The following is a 16478-nucleotide window of genomic DNA, read 5'->3' as shown; positions in this document are numbered from 1 at the left end:
GGGCCCCCGAGGACTGGGCTGAGTCCTTCGCCACACCTCGGCGGGGGACCGCCCGGTGTACGCAAAAAAGGGCCCTGCCCATCGCCAGGCGATAAGCGGGGCCCTTCCGTACAGGTCAGACGCCGTGCGGGATGGCGACCCAGCCTTCGACGTCGGACGGCTTGCGGGTCTCCGGGCCGACGTAGCGGGCGGACGGACGCACCAGCCGCTGCAGGCGCTTCTGCTCCAGGATGTGCGCGCTCCAGCCGCCCATCCGCGCGCAGGTGAACATCGAGGTGAACATGTGCGCCGGCACTTCGGCGAAGTCCAGTACGACGGCCGACCAGAACTCGACGTTGGTGGCCAGCACCCGGTCCGGGCGGCGGGCCTGCAGCTCGGCGAGCGCCGCCTTCTCCAGCGCCTCGGCGATCTCGAAGCGCGGTGCGCTCAATTCCTTGGCCGTGCGCCGGAGCACTCGGGCCCGCGGGTCCTCGGCGCGGTAGACGCGGTGGCCGAAGCCCATCAGCCGCTCGCCGCGATCGAGCACGCCCTTGACGTAACCCTCCGCGTCGCCGCTGCGCTCCACCGCCTCCAGCATGGTGAGCACCCGGGAGGGCGCGCCACCGTGCAGCGGGCCGGAGAGGGCACCGATGCCCGACGAGATGCAGGCCGCCGCGTCCGCTCCGGTGGAGGCGACGATGCGAGCGGTGAAGGTGGAGGCGTTCAGGCCGTGCTCGGCGGCCGAGATGAAGTACGCGTCGACGGCCTTGACGTGCCGCGGGTCGGGCTCGCCGCGCCACCGCTTCATGAACCGCTCGACGATGGTCTGCGCCTTGTCGATCTCCTTCTGCGGCACCGCCGGCAGGCCGAGGCCCCGGGCGGACTGGGCGACGAAGGAGAGCGCGGTCACCGAGACCCGGGCGAGGTCCTCGCGAGCCTGCTCGTCGGAGATGTCCAGCAGTTGGCTGAGCCCCCAGTACGGGGCGAGCATGGCGACCGCCGACTGCACGTCGACGCGGATGTCACCGGAGTGCACCGGCACCGGGAACGGCTCCGCCGGAGGCAGACCCGGCCCGAACCGACCGTCGACCAGCAGCGCCCACACGTTGCCGAACGAGACCTGACCGATCAGATCCTCGATGTCGACCCCGCGGTAGCGCAGCGCGCCACCCTCGCGGTCGGGTTCGGCGATCTCGGTCTCGAAGGCGACGACGCCCTCCAGCCCGGGTTTGAAATCGGCCATGTCGCTCTCCTGGATCTGGTCGGTGCGCCCGGTCGGCTTATCCGGCCCGGTCGGCCGAGCGCCCTCTAGGCGACCATCAGGGATGTGTTCGCAACATCTTGCCTGCTGGGTAACCGGATACGCGACCCAGGGCGACTGTGCTGCACGCGACATCCCCGGACGCGCATTCTCCGTCGGACTCGGTGAGACTGGGCGGTGCGGGCTGGCCAGCGCGGGAGGGCGCCGGCGGACCTGCCGAAAAGGAGTGGCGACGTGACGGGCGACACACCCACCCCGGCCGCGATGCGTAACGAGTACGCCGCGGACCTGGGCCTGACCGAGGCTGACCTGGCCGCCGACTGGCACAGCCAGTTCGCCAGCTGGTTCGCCGACGCGGTGGCCTTCGGGCTACCCGAACCGAACGCCATGGTGGTGGGCACCGCCGACTCGGCCGGCCGGCCGAGCGGCCGGACGGTGCTGCTCAAGGGGTACGACCCGGAGGGCTTCGTCTTCTTCACCAACCACCAGTCGCGCAAGGGCGTCGAGGTGTCCGCCAATCCGTACGCCAGCCTGGTCTTTCCGTGGTTTCCCATGCAGCGGCAGGTGGTGGTCGCCGGACCTGTCACACCCGTCGACCGCGCGACGAGTGCGGCCTACTTCGCCAGCCGGCCGCGCGGCTCCCAACTGGGTGCCTGGGCCAGCCCACAGTCACAGGTGGTGTCCGGCCGGGCGGCGTTGGAGGAGCGGTACCAGGAGGCGGCCGAGCGGTTCGCCGACCAGGCCGAGATCCCGACCCCGCCGCACTGGGGCGGGTTGCGGGTGCGACCCGAGTCGGTGGAGTTCTGGCAGGGTCGGGCCGGCCGGCTGCACGACCGGCTCCGCTTCCGCCGCCTCGACGAGGGTGGTTGGACCGTCGAGCGGCTGGCGCCGTGACGGGTGTGCGGGAGGCCCGGTCGCGCGGAGCGCGCCGCTGGGCGATCGACGTCCGCCCGCTGCGGGTGCCCGCGTACCGGCGGCTCTGGCTCGGCAACACCGTGGCGATGTTCGGTTTCCAGTTCACCGCCGTCGCGGTGCCGGTGGAGATGTACGCCCTGACCCGGGACTCGTTCTGGGTGGGCCTGCTGGGCGTGGCTGCCTTCGTACCGTTGCTGGTCTTCGGGCTCTGGGGTGGTGCGGTCGCCGACGCCCGCGACCGCCGTGCGGTGCTGCTCGGCGGCTCATTGTTGCTCTGGGCATCCACCCTCGGTCTGCTGGTCCAGGCGTTGCTGAACGTGGGCAGCCCGGTGTTGCTGCTGGCGTTGATGGCGGTGCAGTCGGTGGCGTTCGCGATCAGCTCGCCGGCCCGCAGCGCCATGCTGCCCCGGCTGGTGCCCGACGACCTGGTGGCCTCCGCTACCACCCTGAACTACACGACCTTCACCGCCGCGTCGGTCGCCGGCCCGCTCGCCGCCGGCCTGATCCTCGCCGCGTCGCCGGACACCACGGTGGTCCTGCCGATCGCGTACGGGTTGGACGCGGTGCTGTTCACCGCGATGCTCTGGGCGGCGCTGCGCCTGCCCGCGCTGCCGCCCGAGCCGACCGCCGACGGTGAGCCCCGCCGCGCCGGCCTGGCCAGCGTGGTCGACGGTTTCCGCTACCTGGCCACCACGCCGGTGCTGCTGCTCTCCTTCGGGGTGGACCTGATCGCGATGATCCTGGCGATGCCACGGGCGCTCTTTCCGGAGATCGCGCACGAGAGGTTCGGTGGCGGCGGAGCGGTCGGCCTGCTCTACAGCGCCATCGCGATCGGCTCGATGATCGGTGGGCTGACCTCCGGCTGGATCGGCCGGCTCCGCCGGCAGGGCCTCGGCCTGGTGGTCGCGGTGGTCGCCTGGGGCCTCGCCATCGCCGCGGCCGGGCTGGCCCACCAACTCTGGCTGATGGTCCTGCTGCTCGCCGTGGCCGGTGCCGCCGACCTGGTCAGCGCGGTGCTGCGGCAGTCGATGCTGCTGGTCTACGCACCGGACCGGATGCGCGGCCGGCTCCAGGGCGTCAACACGGTGGTGGTGGCCGGTGGCCCGCGGCTGGGCGACCTGCGGGCCGGCACCATGGCCGCCGGGTTCGGTGGCGGGGTGGCCTGGGTGGCCGGCGGGCTCGCCTCGGCGGTGCTCGTCGTGGTGCTCGCGGTCGCGTTCCCGGCACTGCTTCGCTACCGGGCGGCGGCGTCGAGCGGGGACCGGACCTGACCGGTTAGGGTCGCCGACATGGAAAGCCCCGAACAGCGCCCGTTCTCCGGTGCCCAGTGGACCATCTCCGCCGCCGGCCACGAGGCCGTCATCGTGGAGGTGGGTGGTGGGCTCCGGACGTACCGGCACGACGGTGTCGACCTGGTCGACGGGTACCAGACCGACGAGGTCTGCCCCGGCTGCGCCGGGCAGGTGCTGGCACCCTGGCCGAACCGGATCAGCGATGGCCGCTACTCGTTCGGCGAGCGGACGCACCAGCTCCCGCTGACCGAGCCGGAGCGGCACGTGGCGATCCACGGGCTGGTCAACTGGGTGCCGTGGCAGTTGCTGGAGCAGTCGGCGGACGCGGTGACCCTGGGCTACGACCTGCCGCCGCAGCCCGGCTACCCGTGGCCGTTGCGGCTGCTCAGCCGGTGGAGCGTCGGCGCGGACGGTCTGCGCGCCGAGCACGAGGTGACGAACATCGGTGGCGAGTCGGTGCCGTTCGGCTTCTCCGTACACCCGTACCTGCAACTGCCGGGCGTCGCGGTCGACGACCTGGTCCTGCGGCTGCCCACCCGGAGCCGGGTGCTTGTCGACGGTCGGCTGCTGCCGATCGGAGTGACCCCGGTGGCCGGCACCGAGTACGACTGGACCAGCCCCCGCCGGATCGGCGCGGCCGTGCTGGACTCCTGCTTCGGTGAGGTCATCCGCGACGCCGACGGTCGCTCGTCGGTGAGCCTGGCCGCGCCGGACTCCTCGACCGGGGTGAGCATCTGGGCCGATGCCGAGTTCGGCTGGTGGCAGGTGTTCACCGGAGACGCGCTCACCGGTGCCCGGCACCGCCGTTCGGTGGCGATCGAGCCGATGACCTGCCCGCCGGACGCGTTCCGGTCGGGCAAGGACCTGCTCACGCTCAAGCCCGGTACGACCTGGCGGGGTGCCTGGGGCATCCGGCCCGGGGCCTGATGGAGTTCGCCGAGGTCGTCCGACGTCGGCGGATGGTGCGCAACTACGACCCGGACCGTCCGGTCCCGCCCGACGTGGTGGATCGGCTGCTCGACCACGCGATCCGCGCCCCGTCGGCCGGCTTCGCCCAGGGCTGGGGCTTCCTGGTGCTGGAGGAGCCGGCCGACCGGGAGCGGTTCTGGGCGGCCACCACCCCGGAGGGCGGTGGCCGGGAGCGTTGGCTGGCGGGGATGCGCCGGGCGCCGCTGATCGTGGTGCCGCACGCCAACGAGTCGGCGTACCTGCGGCGCTACGCCGAGCCGGACAAGGGCTGGACGGACCGGTCCACCGAGCGGTGGCCGGTGCCGTACTGGCACGTGGACACCGGCTTCGCGGCGTTGCTGATGTTGCTCACCGCGGTGGACGAGGGGCTGGGGGCGTGTTTTTTCGGCATCGCCCCGCAGCGGCTGGCCAGTTACCGGGACGCGTTCGGGGTGCCGGCGGAGTACCAGCCCATCGGTGCCGTCACAATCGGTTACCGGGCACCCGACCATCGGTCACCGTCGCTGCGCCGTGGACGTCGTGGAGTGGACGAGGTTGTCCGCCGCGGCCGGTGGAGCTGAGCGCGACGTCCCGTTCGTCCGGATGCGGATCGGACGACCGGTAGCGAAACTGACATCAGGGAGCAGAACGTAGCGTGCGCTGGGCGGCTAGGCTGGCACGGTCATTGGTGCCGCGCCGCGCGGTGCCCGCCGCGGCCCGGCTCGGCGCTGTCGGTCGGCCCGGCCACGGGGAGGGGAGCGTGCCGTCGTGATCTTCAGAGCGGTCCGGGACGGGCGTCCCTACCCGGAGCACAACCTGACCCTGAAGCAGTGGGCGGAGATCCCGCCCCGCCCGCTGCGCCTCGATCAGATGATCACCACCAAGCGCGAGCTGGCGCTCGACAAGCTCCTCGCCGAGGATTCCACCTTCTACGGTGACCTCTTCCCGCATGTCGTGCAGTGGAACGGCGGGCTCTACCTGGAGGACGGGCTGCATCGCGCCCTGCGCGCCGCCCTGCAACAGCGCAACCAGATCCACGCGCGGGTGCTGGTGCTCTCCGGGCCGATCGAGTGAGCGGTGTCGGCTGAGGCTTCGTTGTCGAAGGCTGCGGTGTCGGCTGAGGCTTCGTTAAGGTAACGGCATGAGTGCCCTCGATCTGCTCGACCTGGACTCGTCGCTCGGCGAGGAGGAGCGGCAGATCCGCGACGTCGTCCGCCAGCTCGTCGACGACCGGGTGCGACCGCACGTCGCCGACTGGTACGAGGACGGCCGGGTGCCGGCCCGGGAGTTGGCCCTCGAGTTCGGCAAGCTCGGGCTGCTCGGCATGCACCTGACCGGCTACGGCTGCGCTGGCGCCTCCGCCGTCGCGTACGGGCTGGCCTGCCAGGCGCTGGAAGCCGGGGACTCCGGCCTCCGTTCCCTGGTCTCGGTGCAGGGTTCGCTCGCCATGTACGCCATCTGGCGCTACGGCAGCGAGGAGCAGAAGCAACGCTGGCTGCCGTCGATGGCCACCGGCGCGGCGATCGGCTGCTTCGGCCTGACCGAACCGGACCACGGCTCCGACCCCGCCTCGATGACCACCCGGGCCCGCCGCGACGGCGACGACTGGCTGCTCACCGGCGCAAAGATGTGGATCACCAACGCGCCGATCGCCGACGTCGCGGTGATCTGGGCGCGCGCCGACGAAGGCGTGCGCGGTTTCGCCGTACCCATGGACACACCCGGTGTCACGGCCCGGGAGATCCGCCGCAAGATGTCGCTGCGCGCGTCGGTGACCGGCGAGATCGCGCTCGACGACGTCCGGCTTCCGGCGGACGCCCAACTGCCCGAGGCGGTCGGGCTCAAGGCGCCGCTGAGCTGCCTCACCGAAGCCCGGTACGGCATCGTCTGGGGCGCGGTCGGCGCCGCCCGCGATTGTTTGGAAACCACATTGGCGTACGCCACCACCCGCACCCAGTTCGGTCGCCCGCTCGCCGGCTTCCAGCTCACCCAGGCGAAGCTCGCCGACATGGCCGTCGAGCTGGTGAAGGGGCAACTGCTCGCGCTGCACCTGGGTCGACTCGCCGACGCCCACCGGCTCCGGCCCGAGCAGGTCAGCGTGGGCAAGCTGAACAACGTCCGGGAGGCCCTGGCCATCGCCCGGCAGTGCCGCACCATCCTCGGTGCCAACGGCGTCTCCGGCGAATACCCGGTGATGCGGCACGCCAACAACCTGGAGAGCGTGCTGACGTACGAGGGCACCTCCGAGATCCACCAACTGGTCGTCGGGCAACGGCTCACCGGGCTTTCCGCGTTCGCCTGACCTGCCCGTTTGTGCGGTCCTGGCGCTCGACGCGCGACTGTCGTAGTGGGGCCGTACCGTCATTGACAGACGACGTGTCTGACGAGGACGGTGAGCGTGATGGCCCGCGACGCTGGCAGCAACGAGCCCACGAGGGAGTTTCCCGGTTACCCGACCGGCGACGACCTCCGGGAGCGGTCGACCGCTACACCCGAGCCGACCACGGATACGCCGGGCGGCTTCGGCGGTTCTGGTGGCCCCGGCGGCCCCGGTGACCCTCCGGTCGGGCCCCCCGGCGGCCCGACCGCAGGTGGCTTCGGCGGTGGTGGTGGGGCGGCCCGTGGCCTGCTCCTGCTGCTCGGCGCTGCCGCGCTGGCCGTGGTGGTGCTGCTCGGCATCCAGGCGACCGGCCTCCTGCCGGAGTTCCGCAACCCGTTCGCCAAGGAGCAGACCGACCGCAGCCAGCCACCGCTGCTGAAGTCGATCCAGGACCTCAGCCGCTACGTGGCCGCGGAGGGCAATTTCCAGGTCGTGGTCGACACCCAGAACGACAGGCGCAACGTGCCGGACTTCCTGCTCAACGAGCGCACCCTGTTCGTCGGGGCCGGCAGTGTCGAGGCGTACGTCGACTTCACCAAGATCGGTGAGGGTGCCGTCGTCCCCTCCGCCGACGGCAAGTCCGTCGAGATCAAGCTGCCCGCCCCGCAGCTCGGCGAGACCAACCTCAACATGGAGAAGAGCTACGTCTTCGCCGAGCAGCGCGGTCTGCTCAACCGGCTCGGCGACCTGGTCGGCAACGACCCCAACCGGCAGCAGCAGGTCTACCAGCTCGCCGAGGATCGGATCACCGCCGCCGCCCGCGACAGCGGGCTCTCCGCCCGCGCCGAGGAGAACACCCGCAAGATGCTGGAAGGGTTGCTGCGCTCCCTCGGCTACCAGCAGATCACCATCACCTACACGGCCCCCTGACCCGTCAGGCCGGTCACGCCCGCAGCGCCGCAGCGCCCGCCCCGACGTCCGTCGGAGCGGGCGCTGCCCTTCTCGTGGCTTATTACTTCCCGCGGGCCCGTCCGCTGGGTCCCGTCCGGTACGCCCCCGCGCCGCCGGCTCGCGCATCCCTCGGCACGACGCGCACGCCATGATCCACTCGGCTTCCTTGAAGTCGGGGTATCGCAAGCCTCCGGACACCCCGGTTTCAGCAAACCCGAGTGGATCTAGAGGAGCATGCCCCGCCCCGCCCCGCCGCGCCCCGCCGCGCCGCGCGCCGCCGCGCCGCGCGCCGCCGCGCCGCGCGCCGCCCCGCCGCGCGCCGCCCCGCCGCGCGCCGCCCCGCCGCGCGCCGCCCCGCCGCTCGGGCGTCGCCTGGTGCTCACTGGGCAAGATCTGTGCAACTTCGGGGATGGTGCTGCCTCTGACGCCGGTGAGGCAGCAACTTCGGTGAAGTTGCTGCCTCACGGTCAGGGGTTCTGGCCTCGACGGGGGCGCTGGTGGGGCGCGGGTCAGTGCTGGGTGGAGGCCAGGTAGCGGTCCTCGTTCGGCATGAGCACCCACAGGATCAGGTAGACGATCACCTGGGTGCCGGGCAGCAGCAGGGACAGCAGGAACAGCAGCCGGACCATCCCGGCGGACATGCCGAACCGCCGACCGAGGCCGGCGCAGACACCGGCGAGCATGCGCCCCTCGCGGGGCCGGACCAGTTTGCGACTCATCGTCGTACTCCCACTCTGCGGCGGTGCGCCGCGTCTGCAATCCACGGTAGAAGGGGGTGGCCACCTCGCCCTCGGTCCTGAGGATGAGCGGCAACCCGTGGACCCGTAGGTGCTTTACCCGGGCAGCCCCTCGCTGACGCCTCCCCGAGCGGCCCGCCGCGGCCGCCGTACACGGCATCCGTCAGGGCGGGACGAAGATCGTGCTCGATCCTGGCTGTAGTGGCATCGAGGACGAGAGAGACCACTAGATCCTGGACAACGCCGTTGCGTTAGGTGGAACGGCTGTTCGTCGACCAGCACTGCCTCGCCGATCATGGAGTTGTGGTGGGTAACAGAACGCCCGTAAACCCCCAAAGTCGGCACCACAACTCCATGATCGCCAAGCCGGGCCCAACCCGCTCCCCGATCGGGCACTTCCCGTCCCGGGTTGACCCGCCGGCTACAGCTCTAACGCAACGGTGTTGAGATCCTGGATCGAGCGCGATCTTGCGGCGGGGCCGGGCGGGCCGGGCGGGGCGGGCGGGGCCGGGCGGGCCGGTCGGGCCGGGCGGGCCGGGCGGGGTGGGTGGCTGAGCGGGGTGGGTGGGTGTGCGCGTCCCGGTGGCCGGGTGGGCGTTGAGCTGGGCGGGTAGGCTGGCAGATCGGCCACCCACACCCCGGGCGGCCGGACCCCTACCCTGGTCGATCATGAGCAGGGCCGTCAGCTCGGCGGTCCTGACCCGGCCGGGTCCCGTACGCCGGGACGACGGCGAGGAAGCGCAGCCATGATCAGTGTTTTCGACCTCTTCAGTGTCGGTATCGGGCCGTCCAGCTCGCACACGGTGGGGCCGATGCGGGCGGCGCGGACGTTCGTCGCCGGGCTCAAGGCCGACGGGCTGCTCACCGACGTCGCACGGGTGCAGGCCGAGCTGTTCGGCTCGTTGGGGGCCACCGGGCACGGCCACGGCAGCGGCCCGGCGGTGCTGCTCGGGTTGGCGGGCGAGTCGCCGGAGACTGTCGACACGGACACCGTCGGTCCTCGGGTCGAGCGGATCCGGGCGGAGCGGCGGATCAGCATCCTGGCCGCGCACGAGATCGACTTCGACCCGGATCGGGACCTGACGTTGCACCGCCGCCGGTCGCTGCCGTACCACCCGAACGGGATGACCTTCGCGGCGTACGACGACAGTGGCGCCGAGCTGCGCCGCCGTACCTACTACTCCGTCGGTGGCGGGTTCGTGGTGGACGAGGCGGCGGCCGGCGCGGACCGGATCAAGCCGGACAGCACCCAGGTGCGGTACCCGTTCCTGACCGGGGCGCAGTTGTTGGAGGTGACCAGCCGCACCGGCCTGTCGATCAGCGAGGTGATGCTGGCCAACGAGCGCTCGTGGCGCAGCGAGGCGGACATTCGGGCCGGTCTGTTGGAGATCTGGCGGGTGATGCGGGAGTGCGTGCAGCGCGGCTGCGAGCGGGACGGCGTACTCCCTGGGGGGTTGAAGGTTCGGCGGCGGGCGGCGGAGCTGCGGCGCGGCCTGGAGGCGGACGCCGGGACGCCCGACCCGCTGCACGCGATGGACTGGGTGACGCTGTTCGCGCTCGCGGTCAACGAGGAGAATGCGGCCGGCGGTCGGGTGGTCACCGCGCCGACGAACGGTGCGGCCGGGATCATCCCGGCGGTGCTGCACTACTACAGCCGCTTCGTGCCGGACGCCGACGACGACGGTGTGGTGCGGTTCCTGCTGGCGGCGGGCGCGATCGGTGTGCTGTTCAAGGAGAACGCGTCGATCTCCGGCGCGGAGGTCGGCTGCCAGGGTGAGGTCGGTTCGGCGTGCTCGATGGCGGCGGCGGGCCTGGCCGAGGTGCTGGGTGGCACCCCGGAGCAGGTGGAGAACGCGGCCGAGATCGGGATGGAGCACAACCTCGGGTTGACCTGTGACCCGGTGGGTGGCCTGGTGCAGATCCCCTGCATCGAGCGCAACGCGGTGGCTAGCATCAAGGCGATCACGGCCGCCCGGCTGGCGCTGCGCGGCGACGGTGTGCACAAGGTGTCGCTGGACAAGGTCATCAAGACCATGCGGGAGACGGGCGCCGACATGAAGGTCAAATACAAGGAGACGGCGCGTGGCGGTCTGGCCGTCAACGTGATCGAGTGCTGAGTCCGGCCGATTCGGGGCATTCGTTCACCGACTGCTAACCTGTCGTCCGTTTCAGGAGGCGGGAGGCTCGCGGTGACCTCTGGCGTCGCGGCGTTGTGGTCGCACCGCAACTCGCTGCGCATCCTGGTCCGCCGGGATCTGGCGGTCAAGTACCAGCAGTCGGTCCTGGGCTACTTCTGGTCGTTGATCGAGCCGCTCGGCATGGGCGCCATCTACTGGTTCGTCTTCGGGGTGCTCTACTCCTCCGACACCGGCCGGCACCTGGGCGAGGCGGCCGGGTCGTACCCGCTGTTCCTGATCACCGGGATCTTCGCCTGGATGTGGACCAGCTCGGCGTTGAGCGAGGCGACGAACGCGCTGACCGGCCAGTCCCGGTTGATCACCACGATGAACGTGCCGCGGCAGGTCTTCCCGATCGGCCGGGTCACCGGCCGGTTCGCCGAGTACGCTGCCGGCCTGCCGATCCTGATCGCCATCGCGGTGATCTACGCGGTGCACGGTCGGATCCACCCCGGCTGGTCGCTGCTCGCCCTGCCGCTAGCGGTGGCCGTGCAGGCCGTCCTGCTGACCGGGCTGGCCCTGTTGCTGTCCGCGTGGAACGTGCTGATGCGCGACGTGGAGCGGTTCCTCCGCCTGATCATCCGGGTGCTCTTCTACGCCACGCCGATCATCTACCCGCTCAGCCTGGTCCGGGAGTCCGACCTGCCCGGCTGGCTGAAGCTGGTCTACGAGCTGAACCCGCTGGTCGGGATCTTCCAGCTGCACCACGCGATCTGGTACCCGGACGAGTTCCCGGACGCCCGGCTGCTCGCCACCACCGTCGTCGGCAGCGTGCTGGTGCTGGCCGCCGGCTGGTGGTCGTTTCGCCGGTTGGAACCCGCAGTGCTCAAGGAACTGTGACGTGGCCGCGCCGATCATCGAGGCCGACGGTCTGGGCATCCGGTTCGTCCGCAACCGGCGCCGGCAGTTGCGGCTGCGCGAGCTGTTCATCCACCGGGGCGGGCGCGGTGCCCTGCCGGGTCAGTTCTGGCCACTGCGTGACGTGTCGTTCACCGTCGAGCCGGGCGAGACCGTCGGGGTGATCGGCCGCAACGGCACCGGCAAGAGCACCCTGCTGCGGCTGATCGCCGGGGTGCTCATCCCGGACGAGGGCAGCATCCGGGTGCACGGCGCGGTGGCACCGCTGCTGGAGTTGTCGGCCGGTTTCTCCAACGACCTGACCGGGCGGGAGAACCTGCACCTGGTCGGTGGTCTGCACGGGTTGTCGGCGGGCTATCTGAGGCGGCACTTCGACGAGATCGTCGAGTTCGCCGGTGAGCAGGTGCAGGGTGCCATCGACACGTCGGTGCGGCACTACTCGTCGGGGATGAAGGTGCGGCTCGGCTTCGCGATCATCTCGCACCTGCCGCACCCGATCCTGCTGATGGACGAGGTGACCGCGGTCGGCGACGCGGAGTTCCGCAAGAAGTGTTACGCGACGATTGATCGTCTGCTCGGGGAGGGGCGCACGCTGGTGCTGGTGTCACACAACGAAAAGGACCTGACCCGGTTCTGCCGTCGGGGGTTGTACCTCGACGCGGGCCGGTTGACGCTCGACGGCACCATCGCCGAGGCGCTCGACGCGTACCACGCCGCGGTCCCGCGGTGACGCTCGCGATCGTGCTCGCCGCCGGGACGTCCGCGGCGGGCCTGACCACGTCGACGGGCGAGCCGCTGGCCGAGCGTCTGGCCGCCCAGTTGCGCCGGGCCGGGGCCGCCGAGGTGCGCTTCGCCGGCGACCTCGACGAGTTGGCCGCGCTGGCCGACGCCGCCGACGGCCCGCTGCTGGTCACCGGCACCGACCTGGTCGCCCACACGGCGGTGCTGCGGCACCTGGCCACCAGCCCGGTCGGGCCGACTGTGGCGTTGGTGCTGACCGACCCGCCGGTGCCCGGTCGGACCGCCGTGCGCGAGGAACGCGGGCAGGTGGTCGACGCCGGCCCACTGGACGCCCTGGACGGCGACGCCACCGGCGTGTTCGGTGGCGCGCTGCGGGTCGGCGTGGACGACCTGCCGGCCCTCGCCGCCGCCGCGCGGGCCGCCGCCGTCGGCGCGCGGCCCGTCACCGCCCCGCTCGGCCCGCCCGGCGACGTGTCGCCGCTGCCGGTCGCCGGGGGAGCCGGGCCCGACACCCCGGGGGCCGCCGTGGACCGGCTCGTCGCGGGTCTCGCGGCGCTCGGCACGCTGATCTTCGCCCAGCGGGTACGCCTGCTCGTCGCGCACCGGGTCGCGGACGCGCCCGCGTTGGCGGCCGCCGAAACGGCGGTGACCGCCGTCGACGAGGACCGGGCCGAGCTGCGGCTGTCGGTCAAGGAGAAGGACGACTTCTTCTCCACCTACTTCGTCAGCACCTGGTCGCCGTACGTGGTGCGGCTGTCGGCCCGGCTCCGGCTCACCCCGACCGGGGTGACGGCGATCTCGGTGCTGTTCGCGTTGGCGGCGGCGGTGCTGTTCGGCGTCGGCGGGCGGCCGGCACTGGTCGGCGGCGCGGTGCTGCTCTACCTCGGCTTCGTGCTGGACTGCGTGGATGGCCAGTTGGCCCGCTACACCCGGCACTTCAGCGCCTGGGGTGGCTGGCTGGACACGATGGCGGACCGGGCCAAGGAATACCTGGTCTACGCCGGTCTGGGCTTCGGGGTGAGCCACGCCGGGTTGGGCAACGGCTGGGCGCTCGCCATCGCCGCGATGACGTTGCAGACCGTCCGGCACATGACCGACACCTGGTACGGGGTGCTGCACGACGAGGCGGCCCGCCGACCGCGTACGGCGACGGGTGCCAGCGGCGGCATCGGCGACCGGCTCAACGCGGCGTCGACCCGGGTGCAGGCGGACACCGGCTCGGTGTCGTACTGGCTCAAGCGCACAGTGGTCTTTCCGATCGGTGAGCGCTGGGCGTTGATCGCGCTGACCGTGGCGCTGTTCAACCCGCTGGTCAGCCTGGTCGCGGTGCTGGTCTGGGGGGTGCTGGCGTTCGCGTACACCGGGGCGCTGCGCACGCTGCGGGCGCGCTGGATGTGGGTGCCGGTGCTGGACACGGTCGACGCCACCCTGCACCGCGACGACGGGCCGTTGGCCCGGCGGCTGCCGGTGGTGCGCCCGATGGGGCCGCTCACCCTGGCGGTGATCGCCGCGCTCGGCCCGGCGGTGCTGCTGGTCGTGGCGCTGCTGGGTGACGCGCCGGACGGGTTGCGCTGGGCGGTGCCGGTGGCGCTGCTGGTGCTGCTGGTCGCCGGGCTGGGTGCCGGTGCCGCGCACAACGGCCCGCTGGACTGGCTGGTGCCGGCGGCGCTGCGGGCCGCCGAGTACCTGTTCGCCATCGCGGTAGGGGTGGTCGGCGACGTGCCGGGTTGGTTGATCTTCGGGTACGTCTTCGTGCTCACCGTGCACCACTACGACCTGACCGCCCGGCTGGAGAAACGACAGGCGGCACCACCGCTGCACGCGGCCACGCTGGGCTGGGACGGGCGTTCGGTGCTGCTGGCCCTCGCGGCGATTGCCGGCATGGCGGGTATCGGGCTGGCTACACTCGGTGCGTACCTTCTCGTGGTTTTCGTGGTGAGCGTCGTCCTGGCCTGGTTCGTCCGACCGGCCCGTAGCGCGCGGGCGCACGTCGCGCCGGTGGGCGCCGGAGGTGCCGCGCCACGCTGACGGAGGGACGGCCGGGTGACCCTGATCAGTTTCGTGGTGCCGGCCTTCCGGGTGCAGGGATACCTGCGCGAATGCCTGGACTCGATCCTCGGCCAGCCGGAGACGGACATCGAGGTGATCGCCGTCGACGACTGCTCGCCGGACGCCAGCGGCGACATCATCGACGAGTACGCGGCCCGCGACCAGCGGGTCCGCTCGGTCCGGTTGCCGCAGAACGTCGGCCTGGGTCCAGCCCGCAACATCGGGCTGGACCGGGCCGTCGGCGAGTACGTGTGGTTCCTCGACGGCGACGACTGGCTGACGCCGGAGTGCCTGCCGGAGGTCGCCGAGCGGCTGCGGGTCACCCGCCCGGACGTGCTGCTCGTCGACCACGTCCGCACCCACTGGAACGACACCGCCACCCGCAGCGCGATGGCCGAGGTGTTTCCCGAGTCGCCCGGCACGGGCACCTTCCGGCTGCGGGACCGGCCGGAGGCGATGCGGCTGCTGCACACCGCGTGGAACCGGCTGGTCCGCCGGGAGTTCCTGGCCGACCTGGGGCTGCGCTTCGCGCCCGGCTGGTACGAGGACGTCTCGTTCAGCTACCCGGTGCTGATGGCGGCGCAGCGGATCGGCGTACTGGACCGGGTCTGCGTCAACTACCGGCAACGCCGCGCCGGTGCGATCACCCGGACCCGCGGGGACCGGCACTTCGAGGTCTTTCCGCAGTGGCACCGGGTCTTCCACCTGATGGATTCGTGGGGGTCGGCGACGGAGGCCCTGCGACCGGCGGTCTTCGAGCGGATGATCTGGCACTACCTGACCGTGCTCGGCAACGGCCAGCGGATCGCCCCGGAGCTGCGGCCGGCGTTCTTCGCGCAGATCACCGCCGACTACGAACGCTGGCTGCCACCCGGTGGCTATCCGGTGCCGGACGGGGTGGAGGGGATCAAGCACCGGCTCGTCGCCTCGGGCCGCTGGCACACCTTCAGCGCGTTGCGGGCCGCGAGCCGGGCGCGGGACGCCGCCCAGCGAAAGGCGCGCACCGCCCGGCGGCGGGTCGGCCCGGTCGCTCGGCGTGGCGCCCGGTTGACCCGCGACGGGTTGCTGCGCGAGTACTACCGGGCGGAGCTGCGCCGGCCGGTCGACTCGACGCTCGCCGTGTACGCCGCGTACTGGTACCGGGGTTACTCCTGCAACCCGGCGGCGATCTACGAGGTCGCCCGCCGGTTGGCGCCGGGGGTGCGCGGGGTGTGGATCGTGCGCCGGGACCGGGTGGACACCGTGCCGGCCGGGGTGGAGTACGTGGTGGCCGGCACCCCGGCGTACTACCGGGTCCTCGCTCGCGCCCGGTGGTTGGTCAACAACGTCAACTTCCCGGACTTCGTCCGCAAGCGGCCGGAGCAGGTGCACCTACAGACCCACCACGGCACGCCGGTCAAGGTGATGGGGCTCGACCAGCAGCGTTACCCGATCGGGGCGGGGCGGATGGACTTCGCCGGGCTGCTGCGTCGGGTGGACCGTTGGGACTACAGCGTCAGCGCGAACAGCTTCTCCACCCAGATGTGGGACCGGGCGTACCCGGCCACGTACACGACCCTGGAGGTGGGCTACCCGCGCAACGACCGGCTGGTCACCGCGGGCCCGGACGAGGTCCGCCGACTCCGTGCGGAGTTCGGCCTCGGCCCGGACGAGCAGGTCGTGCTGTACGCCCCGACGCACCGCGAGCACCTGCCCGGCTATCGGCCGCCGTTCGACCCGGACCGGTTCGTCCAGGCGCTCGGTGACTCGGGCCGGCTGTTGATGCGCAGCCACTACTTCCACGATCGCGATCGGCGTCCGGGCCACCCGACGGCCTGGGAACGGGTGCGGGATGTCAGCGGCCACCAGCGGGTGGAGGATCTCTACCTGGTGGCGGACGTGCTGGTCACCGACTACTCGTCGGCGATGTTCGACTACGCGGTGTTGGATCGACCGATCGTGCTCTACGCTCCCGACTGGGAGGCGTACCGGCTGGCCCGGGGCGTCTACTTCGACGTGACGGCCGAGCCGCCGGGTGCGGTTGCCACCACCTTCGACGATCTGCTCGACCTGTTCCGTACCAACGGGGTGCGATCGGACGCCGCGACCAAGGCCCGCGAGCATTTTCGGGGCCGGTTCTGCACTTTGGACGACGGGCGCGCGGCAGAGCGGGTGGTGCGTCAGGTGTTCCTCGGTGAGCCGGGCGAGCGATCCGCGAACTGCTGATCGGACCTATGTCGCTTAATGGCACCGTCACCGACCGAACATAAG

At 71.7% G+C, this 16478-nt stretch carries 14 protein-coding genes; 12 read left to right on the top strand and 2 right to left on the bottom strand.

Annotated features, from left to right (window positions below):
* Nucleotides 1–115: 115 nt before the first annotated feature.
* Entirely contained in the window at nt 116–1222 is a 1107-nt protein-coding gene (locus AB0B57_RS21940; RefSeq protein WP_357072641.1) for a citrate synthase 2, read from the bottom strand.
* Nucleotides 1223–1504: 282 nt separating this feature from the next.
* Between AB0B57_RS21940 and pdxH the strand changes: the two genes are divergently transcribed.
* The 7 genes from pdxH (at nt 1505) to AB0B57_RS21905 (ending at nt 7645) form a co-directional block, all read left to right on the top strand.
* Entirely contained in the window at nt 1505–2134 is a 630-nt protein-coding gene (gene pdxH, locus AB0B57_RS21935; RefSeq protein ID WP_357072756.1) for a pyridoxamine 5'-phosphate oxidase, read from the top strand.
* A complete protein-coding gene (locus AB0B57_RS21930; RefSeq protein ID WP_357072638.1) occupies nt 2131–3426 on the top strand; it encodes an MFS transporter in 1296 nt (431 codons plus the stop codon). The genes pdxH and AB0B57_RS21930 overlap by 4 nt, the downstream gene beginning before the upstream one ends.
* A gap of 18 nt (nt 3427–3444) precedes the next feature.
* Complete coding sequence (locus AB0B57_RS21925) at nt 3445–4374, top strand: aldose 1-epimerase family protein (RefSeq protein WP_357072635.1); 930 nt, start codon at nt 3445–3447, stop codon at nt 4372–4374.
* On the top strand, nt 4374–4976 hold the full coding sequence (locus AB0B57_RS21920) for a nitroreductase family protein (protein WP_357072632.1): 603 nt from the start codon (nt 4374–4376) through the stop codon (nt 4974–4976). The genes AB0B57_RS21925 and AB0B57_RS21920 overlap by 1 nt, the downstream gene beginning before the upstream one ends.
* Nucleotides 4977–5163: 187 nt before the next feature.
* Nucleotides 5164–5469, top strand: a complete 306-nt coding sequence (locus AB0B57_RS21915) for a type II toxin-antitoxin system VapB family antitoxin (RefSeq protein ID WP_091395231.1) — start codon at nt 5164–5166, stop codon at nt 5467–5469.
* A 67-nt stretch (nt 5470–5536) separates the two neighbouring features.
* Nucleotides 5537–6697 carry an acyl-CoA dehydrogenase family protein gene (locus AB0B57_RS21910; protein WP_357072628.1) on the top strand — a complete coding sequence of 387 codons (1161 nt, stop codon included), beginning with the start codon at nt 5537–5539 and terminating at the stop codon, nt 6695–6697.
* 99 nt (nt 6698–6796) lie between these two features.
* Entirely contained in the window at nt 6797–7645 is an 849-nt protein-coding gene (locus tag AB0B57_RS21905; protein WP_357072625.1) for a DUF4230 domain-containing protein, read from the top strand.
* Between the two features lie 530 nt (nt 7646–8175).
* On the opposite strand, the gene AB0B57_RS21900 is transcribed toward AB0B57_RS21905, so the two are convergent.
* Entirely contained in the window at nt 8176–8385 is a 210-nt protein-coding gene (locus AB0B57_RS21900; RefSeq protein WP_357072623.1) for a PspC domain-containing protein, read from the bottom strand.
* 764 nt (nt 8386–9149) lie between these two features.
* Between AB0B57_RS21900 and AB0B57_RS21895 the strand changes: the two genes are divergently transcribed.
* The 5 genes from AB0B57_RS21895 to AB0B57_RS21875 all read left to right on the top strand — a co-directional run bounded on the left by AB0B57_RS21895 (nt 9150) and on the right by AB0B57_RS21875 (nt 16433).
* On the top strand, nt 9150–10520 hold the full coding sequence (locus tag AB0B57_RS21895; RefSeq protein ID WP_357072620.1) for an L-serine ammonia-lyase: 1371 nt from the start codon (nt 9150–9152) through the stop codon (nt 10518–10520).
* A 72-nt stretch (nt 10521–10592) separates the two neighbouring features.
* Nucleotides 10593–11420 carry an ABC transporter permease gene (locus tag AB0B57_RS21890; RefSeq protein WP_357072617.1) on the top strand — a complete coding sequence of 276 codons (828 nt, stop codon included), beginning with the start codon at nt 10593–10595 and terminating at the stop codon, nt 11418–11420.
* A 1-nt stretch (nt 11421) separates the two neighbouring features.
* On the top strand, nt 11422–12168 hold the full coding sequence (locus AB0B57_RS21885) for an ABC transporter ATP-binding protein (protein ID WP_357072614.1): 747 nt from the start codon (nt 11422–11424) through the stop codon (nt 12166–12168).
* Between the two features lie 41 nt (nt 12169–12209).
* The gene (locus AB0B57_RS21880) at nt 12210–14207 is read left to right on the top strand and encodes a DUF5941 domain-containing protein (protein ID WP_357072753.1); all 1998 of its coding nucleotides are present in this window, start codon (nt 12210–12212) and stop codon (nt 14205–14207) included.
* Between the two features lie 15 nt (nt 14208–14222).
* Nucleotides 14223–16433: a bifunctional glycosyltransferase family 2 protein/CDP-glycerol:glycerophosphate glycerophosphotransferase gene (locus AB0B57_RS21875; protein ID WP_357072611.1), complete on the top strand. Its 2211-nt coding sequence runs from the start codon at nt 14223–14225 to the stop codon at nt 16431–16433.
* The last annotated feature ends 45 nt before the right edge of the window (nt 16434–16478 follow it).

Origin of the sequence: Micromonospora sp. NPDC049101 (genome assembly GCF_040648675.1) — a bacterium.
Taxonomy (GTDB): domain Bacteria; phylum Actinomycetota; class Actinomycetes; order Mycobacteriales; family Micromonosporaceae; genus Micromonospora.
Note: the sequence above shows the minus strand (reverse complement) of the source record. Positions and strands in the feature narration are given on the sequence as shown.